A 16,123-nucleotide genomic window follows, 5' to 3' on the forward strand; every position below is an offset into this window, starting at 1 on the left:
ATATGAAGGAGAAAATGATGCGTAAATTAATATTGAATGGAGCATTACTGATGATCTCGATTCTTGTAGCAGCACCATCTTTTGCAGCTGAGAAAATGAGCGGTGATTTAGTTATTTTTCATGCTGGAAGCTTAACGGTTCCTATGGCAGAAATGGAAAAAAACTTCGAAGCGATGCATCCGGGCGTTGATATTAAAAGGACAGCTGGCGGTTCTACTAAAATGGCCCGTCTTATATCTGATAAAGGTCAAAAAGCTGATATCATGGCCTCAGCAGATTATGTTGTAATTGATAAAAACCTTATTCCCGAGTTTGCCGATTTCAATATCCGCTTTGCAACCAACCAGTTAGTTCTTTGCTATACAGACAAAAGTAAATTCGCATCTGATATTAATGCTGACAACTGGATGAACGTCCTCCAGAGACCAGGTGTAGTATGGGGACATTCAGACCCAAATCTAGATCCATGCGGTTACAGAAGTGTCATGGTTCTTCAGCTTGCTTCCAAATTCTACAATCAGCCTGACCTCTACGAAAAGCTTATTTCTATCCGTAAAGATGAATGGGTTCGTCCAAAAGCAGTTGAACTTATCAAAATGCTAAAAGACGGAAAGATGGATTACGCATGGGAATACCTTTCTGTAGCTGTACAGCATGATCTGAAATACGTGAAACTAGACAAACATATCAATCTTTCAGACTACAAATATAACAAATTCTACGCTCAAGCTAAAGTAACCGTAACTGGTAAAAAACCAGGAACAACCATTGTGCGTAAAGGTAAATCAATCACCTATGGCATCACTCAGTTAAAAGATGCACCAAACAAAGCAGCGGCAACCGCATTTCTGGATTACATGTTGTCCCCAGAGGGCGGCCTTAAAATCTTGAAAGACATGGGTCAGCCACCTTTCGTTCCAGCAATCATTCCTGAGAAAGCAATGCTAAAGTCTATGCCTAAATCTTTGCAGAAATTGGTTGAAGTAAAATAGCCATCCATGCAAAAGAAACGCTAGTTATTTATACCTAACACATTTGGGCCACGTCTCTGACAACCGCCCTTCGCAATATAAAAACTAGTATTAAAAGTATTACAAAGAGAAAGCCGGGTGGTAATTATACCATCCGGCTTTTGTCTTAATCAAAGTAAGAGTAGTGCGAAGCTAAACTGCATGGGTCACTTTGAGATTGGTCCAAAGCTTCTTGATGGTTCGAACGTTAACCAGCAAATAGGTAGAACCAAGTGCAACCGCTATAAGTTCACGGTTAAAATCAAAAGCGTTCATTATCACAAAGGATATTGCAAGAAGCCCTTGTAGCCCGATAAACCCAGCCTGAACCTTGCCAAGCCACCTAAGGCCAAAGAGATGCCTGCACTGGAAGTATCGAAGAAGGTTTATGAGCGCATTAGATACGCAAAACGCAAGACCTGCCCCGCTCACGCCAAAGCTGCGGTAAAATATAAAACACAATGCCGCGTTCAAACATAAGCCAGCTACGGTATTAATAACTTCTAGTTTAGACTGCCCCGAAAGAATTAAAATGTAACCCACCGGCCCAGTATAACAATTAAAAATCTGGCCTAGTAACAGAAACAGCAGACAATTCGTTCCTACCAGATATTCAACTCCAAATGCCGCCATTATGTAATCAGAATAGAGTGCGACACCTGCCAGAAATAGAAATGAAAAAAACGATAGCGAATGGGTAACATCGCCATACAGATTCTTGATGGATTCAAAATCTTTTTTTGCATAGGCGGAAGAAATTTGCGGAGCGTAAACGCTGTTGAAAGTATAGAGTAAAATAGAAATGGACATGGCTACCTTCATGGCCGCCACATACACAGCTGAATCCACAACAGAACCTATGCCCCCAAGGATGAGCGTGTTTATCCACATCAGAGAATTTTGCGAAAAAGCAATTATGAGCAGAGGAACCGAGTAAACGAGCATATCCTTTACTGTCACCGGCCCTGTGAAAGACAGGTTAAACTTCAATGAATATGTTTTTTTAGTCGAATAAAATGAATATGCAAAAGATATAAAGAAAAGGACGGATACAGCCGAAATAAAGTTAAGAACGCTAATATCCACCACGTATGAAGCTCCTGCAATAAGAAGCATTCCGAGGGGTAGCATTAAATTTTCAACTAAAGTTATACCGGACATGTCTCCAAGACTTTGCCGAAAATAGATATTAATCTTTGCCAACGACCAAAACAGAATGACTGGAGAAGCACAGAGGATATATTGGTAATTATCAGGAGTTTTAAAAACAAGATTGGATATAAAACTTGAACTAAAGAAAATAACAATCAGAAACAGTCCGGCGAAAGTCCCAACTATAGCCTGTGAAGCTGTCCACAAAAAAGACAGATTTTGCGGGTCATCATTTTTGAGAACGGGAGCATATTTCAAACATGAGTTACCTATTCCAAGTTGTGCAAATTGTGCACACAGAAATGCAAACGTATATGAAATAAAGAATAGCCCAGAACCATAAGCTCCGTACTTTTTTGCCAGAACGTAAGTCAAAAGCAACGCCCCGACACCTTTCATTGCCTTAGCGAGGAAAACCACTATTATCTTGGTCAGATTTGAGTGATTGTTATTCAAATCTTTTGCCTTTAATTTTTTGAATCAAACTGCGATCAACAAAAGTATAATAAAAAATATTTCTCGCTTTCAACCAAATCCAATGAGCAGCATGCCTGACGAGCAAACAGAGAACACTACTCCGGATGACATCCTTGTTACTCACCAGTTCGTAACCATTTTCTACCAAATCTTTGCGGCAAATCTGCTCATAGACCCAGATTTCTTCGTCACTTAGGGAATTCATCCATTTTACGGTAATGGATTTGTCCGGCGCGCTTTTTACATTGGTATGAAGGTGGATCTGCTTTTTACCTATCAATTTATGATAGTCCTGCTGACCGCCTGTAATCTCTCTACCACCAGTACTTATCCCGATAACATCAAATAGTTGATCGATAATTTGAGCAGTATTCACGACCAGATCTTCAAACCGAATGGTAATTAAGGGCTGGTCTGCAAGCCTTCTGAATTTCTTTTTCCAATCAAGGCTCGCCTGAAAAATATTATTGGACATTTTCATTCCAGTCACAGAAACCATATCAAGCTTGGAATTATAAACAGCGCGCCCATCTCGTATCAAATTAATAAAATATGGAGTTTCATATATGGAAATCAAGCTCTTTAAATGAATATCTAATCTAGGACCTTTAACAACCACAAGCTCAGGTGAAATTTCTCCCCTCACTTTCAAATATCCAGAAATTATGGAATCGAACACAGACCTATAACTTAATGATTCCAGATCATCCAAACGTGCGCGGAGGCTTTCCCGAGAAACACCCCACTCGCAAAACTGTGGTTCTGAATAAACTGTCTGCAAAATTTCGTCCACGGTGAGCGCTTTTTCATCTTCGAAATTTTCAAGAATAAGCGACATGAATCCACTTTCCTGAGTTACAAGAACACCGGAATAAGAATTTAGCAAAGATGAAAGTAAGGTCGACCCAGACCTGCTGTCGTATATTAAAAATGCATATTTCAAAGTTCACTCGCTAAGGCTAAATATACCACGTTAAATTTCATCAACAGTCAAAGAAGAAAAGTTTATCTTGAACCGTCCGGATTTAAAAACAACGATAGCTGTATCTTGGGCACGATTATACTCTTCCACCATCTTGTTTTCTGCGCAACCATTCACAGGCCTTCCTATGATTGTGAGCATGGAAAAAGGGGCCGATCCACTCATTTTGCTCAAGTAGTTCATCCCGCCACGTGGGATGTCCTTACCCATCGACTTGGTCAAAATGGAGAACCTTTTAAACGATAAATCTCCGCCGCCATTATCTAAATTAAGGGCATACCCTTTGCCGTAATCAAGGCACAGACCATCTCCGAATTTCCTAGCTTTTCTCGTGACGTGAATGGGATAGCGCACCTCAAAGTTACCGAACGGCACAACCTTATCACGGATAATCATCTCCGCTCCGCCAATAACAATCACAGTCCTTTTCCACGATTTAGGCCTGACATTTTTAGGATAATAGCCCGAAAGTTCAGCTTCTACAGCTTGAAATTTATCTCCCGACTTAAACTTCGGGCGGATTGTCTTACCCCTGCCCTTTTTATAATCGAAAAGCTCAAACCACGTTCCACCTTCACCCAACTGACCAATCTTATTAAATGTCAAAACATTATGGCTGATTGAAAATTTCTTCAAAACATAACCATCGTCTAGGACAAGTCCCTTCCAGCCAAGCCAGAATCCGTAATGACCTTCGTCTGGATGAATATGCGAACCAGCGTAGATGTTTTTTGACTGCGCTAAAAATCCTTGCGGAGCTCCTGCTTTGAAAAGTGCCAGAGAGGCGTCATCCTTCCATGAAGAACGTGAGAGCAAAAGCCCAAGATTATCGAACCACGCAAAAGTAGGAAGACCATCAGGTGAAATCGGTTTTACATCTGGACTAATCCATACAAAATCCTGCCAAAGCGAGGATCTGCCGCGCTTAAGACCTTCCACTTTGGTAGCAAGCCACTGTGCATGACCGTCTTTAAAAATAGATGCCAGACAGCGCAAGATAACGGCTGGTCCTTTATAATCAACCATCGGAGAATCGGCATAATCCACATTATATTTGAATCCGGGCAAGGAGGCATAAAGTCTAAATTTTGCGGTATTCTTAAAGAACGGGCTGGATTCAACTTTTCCCATTCCTTGTGCGGGAGCCACCGCCATATAGTAATTCAGTAACCATAAAGTACCATAGCTCCAATATCCTACCCCCTCATGTGATGATCCATCTGGTGATAACAAGGGTAGGACTACATCGAAATTCTTTTCGGCAGTATTAAGCCATTTAACAGACCTTGAATCCTGACCATATAGAGCAACTCCGGCAACAGCCAAGGCGGCAGTGTTAACGTAATTGTGGTTTTGTAACAATCCGCGAGACTGCGCCCACCAGATATCTTTTTTCTTGAGATGATTATAAAAAATTTCGGCATGATAACCAATTGCGTCTCGCGCCATAAGGCGGAGAGCAGAAGAAAGGTCTGCATAGAGCCAGTCGTACGCAAGCGAGACAGCGAACAGCGAATGAGCCGCACCGATATCATTATTATCGCCCCATTTTTCATCTGAACAGAACGCCCTGAGCAAATCCTGTGCAGTTAAAAGGCTACTACGATCGCCAGTGATTACATAATGGAATGCAAGATTAACAAGACCATCAGCAGGGCGTCTTAAAGTATTGCTATTAAAACGAACCAGATTGTTAGGAACACGGTTACCCACCAGCCCTCTAGCCCTGACAGCTACATTGCGAATAAAAGAGGAATAAGGGAGATCACCTTTTAGACTGCGAAGAGATTCCAGCTTAGCTTTATTGAAATAAAGTCTGGGACGTTCTTTAAAAACAGAATAGTTAGCCGCTCCGCACGTAACGGGTATCGCGCTAAAAACAAGAAAACAGAACAAGGCTATAATCGAAGACCTAAGCCGCATACTCCCTCCTTGTTTTATTTAATAGAAGTGAGTCGCTTTACAGTCTTGATGATTCTAACAAGTGTACGTTTTACGATATCCATTGATTTTTCAAGACTGGCAACTCTTCTCTGTATATCTTCAATATATTCAGCAGTTACATCGCTATCATAAGTGTCTACTGTTCCGGGCATAATAAGCAACCCGTCTTCAATGCGCTCTTTCGCAAAATTTTCTACAATTTCTGCAGTAATAGGCTTTATGTCATCAGCAAAGCCGAAAATAAGTGATCCTTCGCAAACAACATTTATATTGCGGGGTACGCCATATGAATATTCAAATATTTTCTTAAAAGCTCCATCAGTGAAAACAGTTGAAGCGTCATCAACTCCCCCCTGGCGTAGGCGGTAGCAGACATAATCATTAACTTCCTGCTCACGCAGTCGTCCAAGATGAGCGCTGACAACAATGCGCTGTACGATCTGGCTGTAACGCGCTCTTCTGAGACGGGAACGGAAACCGGACTGTCCGACCATCAATATCGAGATAAGATTTTCTTTGCCGACCTGCAGATTTGAAATCATGCGAACCTGCTCGAGAGCGTCGTCGCTTAAGTTCTGAGCTTCATCAAGCACCAGTAAAACTTTTTTCTCATCCTTAGAAAAGACTTCAAGCAGGTAATCTTGCAGTGCAGCCATGCATGACGCAGGAGTGGGATTGTCCGGCACGTCACCTTCAAGCTCGGTAAGCACCATTTCCACGATAGAATCACCAGCCACAGCAGTATTAAAAATTACGCCGACAATTGTGTCTTCGCACCTATCCACAATAAGCTTGTAAATAATGGAAGTTTTGCCTGTTCCGGCATCACCTGTCAGCAAAATAAGGCTGTCACCATTCATCAAGCCATACTCAATATGAGTAATGGCCTGCTGATGCCACTGACTTAAGTAAAAAAAGTCGGGATCAGGCAATATATTAAAAGGCTTTTCATTTAAACCATAAAATTCACGATACATTTTAATGCCACCTACTCTGCATCAAGACTTTCTTTTTCGGTCTTGTTCAAAACAACTCCGACTACATTGCGCCCTTCAAGAAGATTCATAGCTTTTTTAACATGTTCCCGCGATGTTTTTCCTGCTTCAACAACTAATATTATGCCGTCAACATAGCTGGAAAAAACCAGAGCATCAGGAGCGTGCAACAAATCAGGACAATCAAAAATAACATAGCGATCGGGATAACGTTCCTTCATTTCAATAATAAGCTCTTGAAGTTTAGGAGAACCAAGTATTTCAGTTGAACCTCTAATAGGTTCACCAGCCGGAAGGAATGATAATTTATTGATACCCGGTTTAATCATAAGATCTGGAACAGGCACATTGTGCAAAAGATAATCTGTAAGACCTCGTTCTACTTCAATTCCCAAATACTTATGGATTGAAGGTTTACGCATATCAGTATCAACAAGAAGTGCAAACTGATCAACTTCACGGGCAAGACTGATCGCAAGATTAATAGAGGTGATGGTTTTCCCTTCACCCGGCATTGCACTTGTAACCATAAGAACATTATGCCCTTTTTTCTTTGTCCGGTGAAGAATCTGAGTCCGGAGAAGATTATAGATATCGGTAAAAACGGGACTGCTATTTTTGGTCAAAATTCTGTTTTTGGCAAGACTCATCTCATCAAGAACCAAGTCGTCTCTAAAGAAAGCTTTTGGAACCATGCAAGCGTTACTCTCGTCACCTACACGGCAATAAGCCCCTTCACTATCAGCAGGAATGTCAGTTTCACATACAGGTTCCTCACTGCTCTCACCGACGCATTCTTCCACTTCAACTGGTTCATCATAAGAATCACCTTTAACAATCCAGCTTTTCTCTTCTTCTACCCGTTTGTTTCGTTTGGCTTTTTCAACAGCCTTGAGCAGCTTGCTCATGATGACTCCATATATCTATTAAAAATTCAAAACTATTTTTCGCATAACTTTTATAGCAATGACATCGAGAGGCATATAAAACAGGTGTATGCCCACAACTACGACAGCACTAGTGCAAAGAATTACCATGACAATAAACCATTTCCTACGCACAATAGCCTTCGCTTCTGCGGCGCTTTCCCAGTAAGGAACTATCGCAAGAATCGGACACTTTACAATATCGGACAAATCCTCGGAGCGGCGGATAGAACGATCCATAAATTCAAGAAAAGTCCCGATCCCAATACCAACACCAATTGACAAAATAAAACCAACCAGAACCAAAGCAAGCCGATTAGGCCTGATAGGTTTTTCCGGTACTATCGGCGGATCAATTAAAGTGAACCTTTCCGCAAGCTGACTCTGCTCAAGCCCCTTGGCTTCTCTAGCGGACATCAGTCTAGTATTCGTTTCCTGATACTTTCTCTGGGCGTTATCGTAGTCTCGTAATAGAACTTTATATCCCTGCTCAACCTGAGGAGTATTAACAACTCTGCTCTGATATCCCACATATTTATTACCAAGTTCAGCATGTACCCGCTCAGCTTCAGCTATCTCAAGTTCAGTCGACGCTATCTGGGTTTCAATCTGTATATATCCTGGATTATCAGGTATATCTCCTGCTGACTCAAAAAGCCTCTCCTGCATAGATTCTTCTTCCAGCCGTTCATTCAGCGCGTCAATCTGCTTTCTGAGCATCACAACTTCTGGATGCTTAGCAGAATACTTCTTCCTTAAAAAAGAAAGTTCACGTTCCTTAGAATCAATCTCGTGCTGGACAACATCTAAATTAGCAACAGCATCAACCTCTTTTTCAAGAGCATCTATCTGCCTTTTAAACGAGACTACATCAGGGTGCCTATCAGAATATTTGGAGGTAAGTGTAAGAAATTCTCTACGCAGTTTTTCAAGCTCTTCTTTAGAAGTAGCGTAACGCGTTCCTTCATTTGATACTATTCGAAGATTCGGATCTATGCTTGCCCTCTGCCCTTCAAGATACACCTTACGGTTTTTAAGAGAGGCGACTTGCTCCTGAACCTTATCCATCTCACGCTGCAACCTTTCCATGCTGTTCATATTATGAACAAGAAGCTCTGGTAACTCATTAACGTGGCTTTCTTTAAACTGCGCAATACGTGATTCAAGTTCAAGAATTTCAGAACGTAATTCGGCCTGCTGAAGCTCAAGAAAATCAAAAGTGGACGAAGCTTTCTCTTCACGTTCTTTTAAGTTTTCTTTCAAATATAAAGAGGTCAGAATGTTGGCTACCTGCGCAACTTTCTGCGGACGGCGTCCTTCATATGACAAAGTAAAAGCAACAGTTGCACTGGATGGACGACCAGAATACTGGTTTGTAACTTCAGCAGTAATAGGCTCAAGACTGATGTCTTCGCGCATCTTAAAGATTATTTCTTCTGTAGTATATTTACCGACCAAATCGGGATAGAGATCAAATTCTTTAATAATATTGAGTAAATTACCATGGCTCAAAACAATCTGCGAAATGGACTGCAACCGCTCTTCTACAAACCCTGTAACTGTAGTCTGAACCAGATCTTGTGGAATATCCTGATCTTCGATCAAAATTGTTGCAGTAGATTTATACACCGGCGCTAAAATGAAGGCTAAAATAACCACCATAAAGAACACAACAGCAGCCGGCACAAGAAACTGATATTTCCTGCGCTGCAACACATCAATATAATATGCAATATCTGAACTTTGTTGCATCTAGAAAAAACCCCTTAATTTATCTCAGTCGGGAAGGAATATGTAAGTCCAACCCATGTTTTAGCTCTTTCATTTGTTTTATGCGAAATCTCATTTTGACCATAATTGTAACTAAAAGCAAAAGAAGCTTTCCAGTCTTCTTCAAAAACCCAGTTTAATACAGACTGTGTGAATATTCCTGAAGACTTATGCTTACGTCCGGCAAGCACCCCTTCAGACTCAATCATCCAGTATGTATTGATCATGTCATATGTCAAATATTCCGAAAATTCATAACGATAATAAAGTTCTGCCTGATCCAGCACTTCATTTTCGCCATATCGACCAGGCCTGACAATCCTTTCGATTGCGGGCACTATTGAAAATTCAAGTTCTCGGTAGCCAAGCTCAAAGCGGAACTGATATAATAAATCGACGTCATCACCTGTAGTTTCATCACTCGAGTAGTTAGACACCGTTACCCCGGGCCCCCCTTTAAACGACAACGACAGGGCGGAGGTAAATTGATAATCTATTCCTAAAACACCTTGAAAAGAAACCTGATCACCCTGTAAACTATCTATCTCTCTACTGAAATGAGTATATGTATTCATAGCGCCAAGAAAAAGAGTTGTACGCTCGTCGCGCAGCGCATGCCCCCAGACCCCGCTTAAAACATTACTCAAGTAATCGGAATCAACTGCTCTCTCATAATCAGTCTTATCTGTATTAAGAGCAAAATTTATATTATCCCTCTCACCCACACGCCAATTAATTTGAGGATTAAAGATGGTAGTGAGAATAATAGTCGGGTCAAGAGTGACACCACCAGCTTCAAATGTGTTCTGGTCAAGATTGTGGCGCCTGTTATGCGTAAGCCGGACCTCGCCATCAACTTTCGGGCTAAATTTGTATTTCCCTGACATACTTAGGTTATAGTCATATCTATCCAGATCTTTATTGTTAAGATATGTGCGATAAATGAAATCACCTCTGAATTTAAAACTACCATCCTGACCGATAACATCAAAAGTAAGCGCAGGCTTAATTTCTGTAACTAAATCCTCAATATCTTTGTAATCAACATTACTGTCATAAGTTTCTATCACTGATATGGAAGGTTTAGCCTTAACCACAGTTCCAGAAAGACCAGCCGCCCGCTTAGGCGTAGTGAAAAAACTTACATCTTGAGCCGCGCGTTGTTGTTTAGCTGCCGCATTCCCATCCGGCATTATGGAAACAGAAGATGCCGCAAGGGGATCATTAACACTTCCAGCAACATAAGTTCCCTGTGCGCTCCCATCCTCTACGTCATTAGCGATATTTGGGTCAGCATTATTTGAATCTGTCGACAGAGCTTTAACATTATCGGTATCTGCAACATCCGCTTCGGCTAAAACATAATAAGATTCAACATCAGTGAGAGCAGTTTCACGCGGTGCTTCTTTATCAAAAACAGCCTTATAAACAGGCCCTTCGTCAACAACATTTTCAACAGATTCCGCACGAAGCACGACTTTAGCAACAGGACGCTTCGGTTCGGAAACGTGATTATCAAGCTCGGCAACTTGTACAAGTTTAGCCCGCTTCTCAACAATTTCAACAGGCTGTATTACAGGCATTCGGACACGCCAAGACGATTCCTCCTGCTCAGCGAGCACACCGCATACAGGAATCAGCAAAACGCTGAAAACCAGTATACGCATAACTCTAAGAGCAAAATTTAACATCTCTCCCCCACCAGATAGAAACCAGAGAAAATTAGCTCTTTAGAACCCATTCGAAAAAAGACAAACTAAGGAACAATTACTGTGTCACCGGGCTTAAGAGACACGTTCTGCTCCAAATTTTCACCATCAGCAAGTGCATCATAGTCAAAAGTCACAACTGTCTGAGTTCCGTCAGGAAGTTTGCTTATAACCTTGATATTTCCCGAAGATGCAAAGGGACTAAGTCCGCCTGACATGGCAAGAGCTTGAACAACGGTCATATCCTGACCGAGAATCAGCACTTTCGGGTTATTAACCTTGCCCATAACGTAAACCTTCGGACTCTCAACCTTGCGAAGGATGACAGTTACCGGAGCATCGGGAACAAACTCAACTATGCGTTTCTTAACTTCTTTGCGGAGCTCCTCAACAGTCAATCCGCCAGCCTTAAGATCTCCTGCCAACGGGAAAGAAACGCCGCCATCAGGACGCACAACAACTTCGCGAACAAGCTCTTTATCGCCCCACACAGAAATTTCGACAATATCCTCAGGGCCGAGCCTATAGCCGTCTTTAGCGCCATCCTGAGCAAAAGCACACTGTTGCCCGATTACAAAAGAAGTCATCAATAATATAAGCCAAATTTTTTTAAAGATACTCACAAGCCCTCCTTACAGGAACTTCTGAATTAAAAATTAGATTATTCAATAAAACTTTTTTCTTTGAGATGCTCTAAAATCACCGAAAGAGATTCTTCAATAGTCTGCACATCCGTATTAACCACAACATCTGGATGTTGCGGACTTTCATATGGATCAGATACACCTGTAAAATGTTTTATGGTTCCCTTTTTAGCTTTAGCGTAAAGCCCTTTCGGGTCTCTCGTTTCAAGGACTTCAAGAGGACAGTCAACAAACACTTCAATATATTTTCCGATGGTTTGCCGATTTTGCTCTCTTACTTCTGCATACGGAGAGATCATTGCAACTATAGCAACAACTCCGTGCTTATTTAGTAATTTTGAAAGAAAACCTATACGCTTTACATTAATATTACGATGCTCTTTGGAAAAGGTAAGATCCTGCGCAAAGTTATTGCGTATGACATCACCGTCCAGCAGTTCAGCAGGGATACTTCTTTTAAGAAGTTCTTCGTAAAGCCTTGAAGATAAGGACGTTTTCCCAGCTCCTGAAAGACCTGTAAACCATAACGTGAAACTCATCACCCCTCCAAAATATAAAAATTATTGGCGCCACGCTAACTTAAACATTGTTTTTAAAATAATCTCTATATCTAGAAAAAAAGACCAATTTTGCAAATACTGGATATCGCATGAAATTCTTTTCTTCATATCCTCGTCATTATGAATTTCACCCTTGTATCCGTTTATCTGCGCAAGTCCGGTAATGCCCGGTTTTGAAATATGACGAAGCATATACCCCGGAACGTGACTTCTATATTCCTCATTCATTTTAACAGCATGAGGCCGGGGTCCGACAACGGACATACTCCCTCCAAGCACATTAAAAAACTGAGGTAGTTCATCAAGACTGTTTTTCCGAAGAAAAAGGCCAAAAGAGGTAATCCGAAGGTCGCCCTCAGTAGCTGGAATGAAATCATATCCATCTTCAAGGACTTTCATTGTGCGGAACTTGTATATTTTGAAGGGTTCACCTTCTAAACCATAACGCCACTGCTTAAAAATGACAGGCCCCTTCGATGTGAGCTTTATACCGATAGCGATTGCCAGCATCACAGGACTGATCAGCATCAGGATCAACGAGCCTAAAACTAAGTCCTCACACCGCTTTACAAAACCACTTAACCCTTGGAACGGCGAAGAACGCATAACAATTGCAGTCTTCCCCGCAACATGAGCAATATCAGCACCCATTAAATGCTTAAAAATAGACATGTCAGGAAAAAAATAAACTTGAGCAGTAGAATCTTCAAGGTCTCTAAGAACCCGGTTTAAGAGGATTTCTTCACGCATGGGCAACGTTAGATAAACTATTTGAATATTATTATCTTTAACGAACTGAGGGAGATCGTTCAACGCTCCTAGACAAGGGAAAGAGCCATTACAAACAGAGCTGGTGCTGTCAAAAAATCCTTCTATACGGACTCCGGCCCACGGGTTCTCCTTAATCCACTTGGCAAGAGAGGAGGAGATAGGTCCACTGCCGGCGATAACAGCACTCTTATATCCCCTGGGTTCGAGAAGCAGTCTAAACAGTATTTTCTTAACAAATACTCGCTCCGCACATAAAAACAAAGGCCATATAATTATCCAAAGCAATATGACTCGCCTTGAATATATACTAGAAACTTTAAAGAAATAACCAAGCATAAGCATTGTTGCGAAAACCAGAAAAACACCGATAACAATACGATTGCACTCGGATACAATGTCAGAACTTGCCCAGTCTTTATATACGCCGATCATATGAAAATTAATAAAAATACAAGAGCTGGCTGCAACTATAAGCAAAGCAATTTCAGTAGATTTACCCACAAAAGCTTCAGGCCAGAAATTTGAATATAGCAAAAGCAGAATACCCACCCCTAGGGCAGCATCCATAATCCTGTGAACAGGGACCAGCATACCAGCAGGAATTCTGAATTTAATATTCATTCCCCCTCCTGAATAAAAACAGTTTATATAATAATTTAACCTAAATAATCAGCAAAGAAAAGACATCACAATTATGCGCTAGAAATTCAATTATAATATCCAAAGAAAAAGGGGAGGCTGCAATATGCAACCTCCCCGAAAACGGCGTAAATACGAAGAAAATTATAGCTTTGAAAGGAGCTTCTCAGCCTCTTTCCTTTCTGGGAAGTCATCCTGAGTTTTCAGCATCTTAATTAAGATCTTTCTACCTTCAACAGCCTCCCCACGCCTCACATAAACTAGAGCCTTATGAAATTGCGCCGCGGTAAAATCCGGTACTATTTGAAGAGCGGTATTAAGAACATGCAAAGCCTGCTCATACTCACCTTGCAAATAAAGTATGTATCCTAAGGTATCCAAAGATTCTGGACTCTGACTGCTTGCGGCTATCTTAGCAAACTTCAAAGCCTCATCCATATCCGCACTGCTCTCTGCAAACTGAGTTGCCAGAAGGTATGCTAGGTTATTGGCGGCAAGCTGAAATCCTGGATCTTTTTCCAATATGCCAGAATAAGCTTCTCTTGCTTTTTCAAAATCACCCTTTTGCTCATAAAGCAATCCAAGTATAAACCGTGGAGCGGGGTTTTCTTCATCTTGCTTCACAACCTTTGTAAATTTAGAAATACCCATGGTTGTTTTTCCCGCTGAGACATACAAGTCTCCGATGCGCATATATGGAAGCATCCAATCCGGCGCAAGCTCAGTGGCTCGGAAATAGTTATTTTCTGCATTCTTAAAATCATTCCTGCGGCCGTAAACTCCACCCTTCAACTCAAATATACGAGCATTATCAGGATATTTTGCCAATAATTTATTACAAAAATTTATTGCTGCAGTATATTTATTCTGCGCAAGCAAAGCTTCAACCATACCCTGAATTGCCACTAAAGAATCAGGAGACCTTTTAAGAGCTGCTGCATAATATTTTTGAACAAGGCGCTTCTCTCCTTCCTTCCCCGCCAACTCTGCCAACTTCAAATATCCAATTGGAGATTTCGGAAATTTTTTCGACAGATTAACAAAGGCCAATTTGGCAAGATTAATATCTCCCTTTATTGCATAAACATCACCAATGGCGGCGCGGATATTAATATCATCAGGAAGCTTTTCTTTTAATCGCTGCAATTCCAGAATGGCTTGCTGCCAGTCCTTTCGATCAAGATATGCATTTATAAGAGTCTCACGGGCAACCCTATACGCAGGGTCAAGGTATATTGCTTTCTTTAAATTTTCTATAGCAATACTCATCTCATCGTTGGATATATGAGCTTTTGCCAGCAACACGTAACCCGGGGCGCTCTCTGGATTATCACGAAGAACCTGCCTGAACTCAGAAACTGCCTGCTGTCCTTTACCTGCAAGGAGGTATATCTGGCCTCGTAGATAATGGGCTTCTGCATCTTTAGGATTACGTTCAATAACAAGATCAAGCTGTTCTAAAGCGTTACTCGATTCATTCATGTCAAGATACAGGGTCGCAAGCTTTTTGCGATAAGCAACATTGTCTGCGCCTTCAGCATCGATCTCTGCTCCAGCAAGAAGAATTTTAATAGCCTCGCCTTGTTGGCCTTGCGCAATATAAATACCGGATAAAGCCGAATGAAGTGGGAGTGATTCGTTATTTACCAGCAAGCCGTCCTTGAGAGTAGCAATAGCCTGATCGTTCTTGTTAAGTGAAACCAGAAGTCTGGCATATAAAACACGGTAATCATCTTTATCAGGGAACCGGCTTACAAGACCTGCCATGAGTTCTTCCGCTTTGGCAGAATTCCCTATTGCAGAAAAAGATTCCGCAGCAAAAAGAACAAAGCGCGGTTCTTCGTTTCCAGCTTTAAGGAGTTTTTGGACATATATTTTAACCTTTTCAGGCTTGTCCACTTCCCTATATAGAACAGATATTTTCATTAATAATGAAGTATTAGATGGGATTTTTGCAATTCCATCAGCAAGAACAGACTCAGCTTTTTCTTTCTGATCCTGATCATAATAAAGATTGCTCAGGGAAAGATACACATTCGAGTTATCAGGAGCCTCAGCGAGAGCAATATTGAGATTTCGCTCAGCTTCTACATACTTTCCCCCATCCATGAGAACTGCTCCAAGAACCAAACGAGCTTCAATATTCGAGGAATCTACATTAAGAACCTTTCTTGCCATGTCGCCGGCACTATCATATTCACGCGCAAGTAAATAAAGCTTGCTCATCTCAACCTTTGCTTCAAGTAGATCAGGAGCAAAATCAGTAGCGTACTTAAAATTAATGAACGCACTCTGGAAATTACCTTCTTCCAAGGCAAGCTTTCCGAAAAGAAGTCTACACTCTCCGCATTCAGGATCAATAGACAGAGCATTTTTCAACTCAAGTCTGGATTCAGTGAATTTCTTCTGATTATAGTATTCCACAGCTTTGTTGTAAAAATCATCACGCCTTTTCTCACATCCGGTAAAAACACCCAACGTGAAGACAATTATCATTAGTGGAATTATATATTTCCGCATTTTTATCCTCTGAATTTATTTTCT

The 16,123-nt window shown here is 41.2% G+C and carries 12 protein-coding genes; 1 reads left to right on the forward strand and 11 read right to left on the reverse strand.

Features of this window, described 5'->3' with window-relative positions:
- Positions 1–17 precede the first annotated feature (17 nt).
- Positions 18–992 carry a tungstate ABC transporter substrate-binding protein WtpA gene (gene wtpA, locus BR06_RS0100385; protein ID WP_031479009.1) on the forward strand — a complete coding sequence of 325 codons (975 nt, stop codon included), beginning with the start codon at positions 18–20 and terminating at the stop codon, positions 990–992.
- 171 nt (positions 993–1,163) lie between these two features.
- Here wtpA and BR06_RS0100390 read toward each other — a convergent pair whose 3' ends face one another.
- The 11 genes from BR06_RS0100390 to BR06_RS0100440 form a co-directional block, all read right to left on the reverse strand.
- Positions 1,164–2,618: an MATE family efflux transporter gene (locus BR06_RS0100390; protein WP_031479011.1), complete on the reverse strand. Its 1,455-nt coding sequence runs from the start codon at positions 2,616–2,618 to the stop codon at positions 1,164–1,166.
- Entirely contained in the window at positions 2,611–3,582 is a 972-nt protein-coding gene (locus BR06_RS0100395; protein ID WP_084153988.1) for a sulfotransferase, read from the reverse strand. The genes BR06_RS0100390 and BR06_RS0100395 overlap by 8 nt, the downstream gene beginning before the upstream one ends.
- A 30-nt stretch (positions 3,583–3,612) precedes the next feature.
- Positions 3,613–5,544: a DUF4962 domain-containing protein gene (locus tag BR06_RS0100400; protein ID WP_031479015.1), complete on the reverse strand. Its 1,932-nt coding sequence runs from the start codon at positions 5,542–5,544 to the stop codon at positions 3,613–3,615.
- Positions 5,545–5,558: 14 nt separating this feature from the next.
- The gene (locus BR06_RS0100405; protein WP_031479018.1) at positions 5,559–6,542 is read right to left on the reverse strand and encodes an ExeA family protein; all 984 of its coding nucleotides are present in this window, start codon (positions 6,540–6,542) and stop codon (positions 5,559–5,561) included.
- An 11-nt stretch (positions 6,543–6,553) separates the two neighbouring features.
- Positions 6,554–7,468, reverse strand: a complete 915-nt coding sequence (locus tag BR06_RS0100410; protein ID WP_031479019.1) for a polysaccharide biosynthesis tyrosine autokinase — start codon at positions 7,466–7,468, stop codon at positions 6,554–6,556.
- A gap of 18 nt (positions 7,469–7,486) precedes the next feature.
- On the reverse strand, positions 7,487–9,238 hold the full coding sequence (locus BR06_RS0100415) for a GumC family protein (RefSeq protein WP_031479020.1): 1,752 nt from the start codon (positions 9,236–9,238) through the stop codon (positions 7,487–7,489).
- 14 nt (positions 9,239–9,252) lie between these two features.
- A complete protein-coding gene (locus BR06_RS0100420; RefSeq protein WP_031479021.1) occupies positions 9,253–10,947 on the reverse strand; it encodes a porin family protein in 1,695 nt (564 codons plus the stop codon).
- Between the two features lie 65 nt (positions 10,948–11,012).
- Entirely contained in the window at positions 11,013–11,588 is a 576-nt protein-coding gene (locus tag BR06_RS0100425) for a polysaccharide biosynthesis/export family protein (protein ID WP_031479022.1), read from the reverse strand.
- Between the two features lie 38 nt (positions 11,589–11,626).
- Positions 11,627–12,148 (reverse strand): adenylyl-sulfate kinase, encoded by a 522-nt coding sequence (gene cysC / locus BR06_RS0100430; protein WP_031479024.1) that lies wholly within the window; start codon positions 12,146–12,148, stop codon positions 11,627–11,629.
- 21 nt (positions 12,149–12,169) lie between these two features.
- Complete coding sequence (locus BR06_RS0100435; protein WP_031479026.1) at positions 12,170–13,561, reverse strand: undecaprenyl-phosphate glucose phosphotransferase; 1,392 nt, start codon at positions 13,559–13,561, stop codon at positions 12,170–12,172.
- Between the two features lie 162 nt (positions 13,562–13,723).
- On the reverse strand, positions 13,724–16,099 hold the full coding sequence (locus tag BR06_RS0100440) for a tetratricopeptide repeat protein (protein WP_031479029.1): 2,376 nt from the start codon (positions 16,097–16,099) through the stop codon (positions 13,724–13,726).
- Positions 16,100–16,123 lie beyond the last annotated feature (24 nt).

The organism is Maridesulfovibrio frigidus DSM 17176 (genome assembly GCF_000711735.1).
In the GTDB taxonomy this organism is placed as follows: Bacteria; Desulfobacterota; Desulfovibrionia; order Desulfovibrionales; family Desulfovibrionaceae; genus Maridesulfovibrio; species Maridesulfovibrio frigidus.

Excerpts from the sequence above, each read along its gene's own strand:
- wtpA (WP_031479009.1), top strand. The coding sequence starts at position 18 with ATGCGTAAATTAATATTGAATGGAGCATTACTGATGATCTCGATTCTT.
- BR06_RS0100400 (WP_031479015.1), bottom strand. The coding sequence starts at position 5,544 with ATGCGGCTTAGGTCTTCGATTATAGCCTTGTTCTGTTTTCTTGTTTTT.
- BR06_RS0100405 (WP_031479018.1), bottom strand. The coding sequence starts at position 6,542 with ATGTATCGTGAATTTTATGGTTTAAATGAAAAGCCTTTTAATATATTG.
- BR06_RS0100410 (WP_031479019.1), bottom strand. The coding sequence starts at position 7,468 with ATGAGCAAGCTGCTCAAGGCTGTTGAAAAAGCCAAACGAAACAAACGG.
- BR06_RS0100415 (WP_031479020.1), bottom strand. The coding sequence starts at position 9,238 with ATGCAACAAAGTTCAGATATTGCATATTATATTGATGTGTTGCAGCGC.
- BR06_RS0100420 (WP_031479021.1), bottom strand. The coding sequence starts at position 10,947 with ATGTTAAATTTTGCTCTTAGAGTTATGCGTATACTGGTTTTCAGCGTT.
- cysC (WP_031479024.1), bottom strand. The coding sequence starts at position 12,148 with ATGAGTTTCACGTTATGGTTTACAGGTCTTTCAGGAGCTGGGAAAACG.
- BR06_RS0100435 (WP_031479026.1), bottom strand. The coding sequence starts at position 13,561 with ATGAATATTAAATTCAGAATTCCTGCTGGTATGCTGGTCCCTGTTCAC.
- BR06_RS0100440 (WP_031479029.1), bottom strand. The coding sequence starts at position 16,099 with ATGCGGAAATATATAATTCCACTAATGATAATTGTCTTCACGTTGGGT.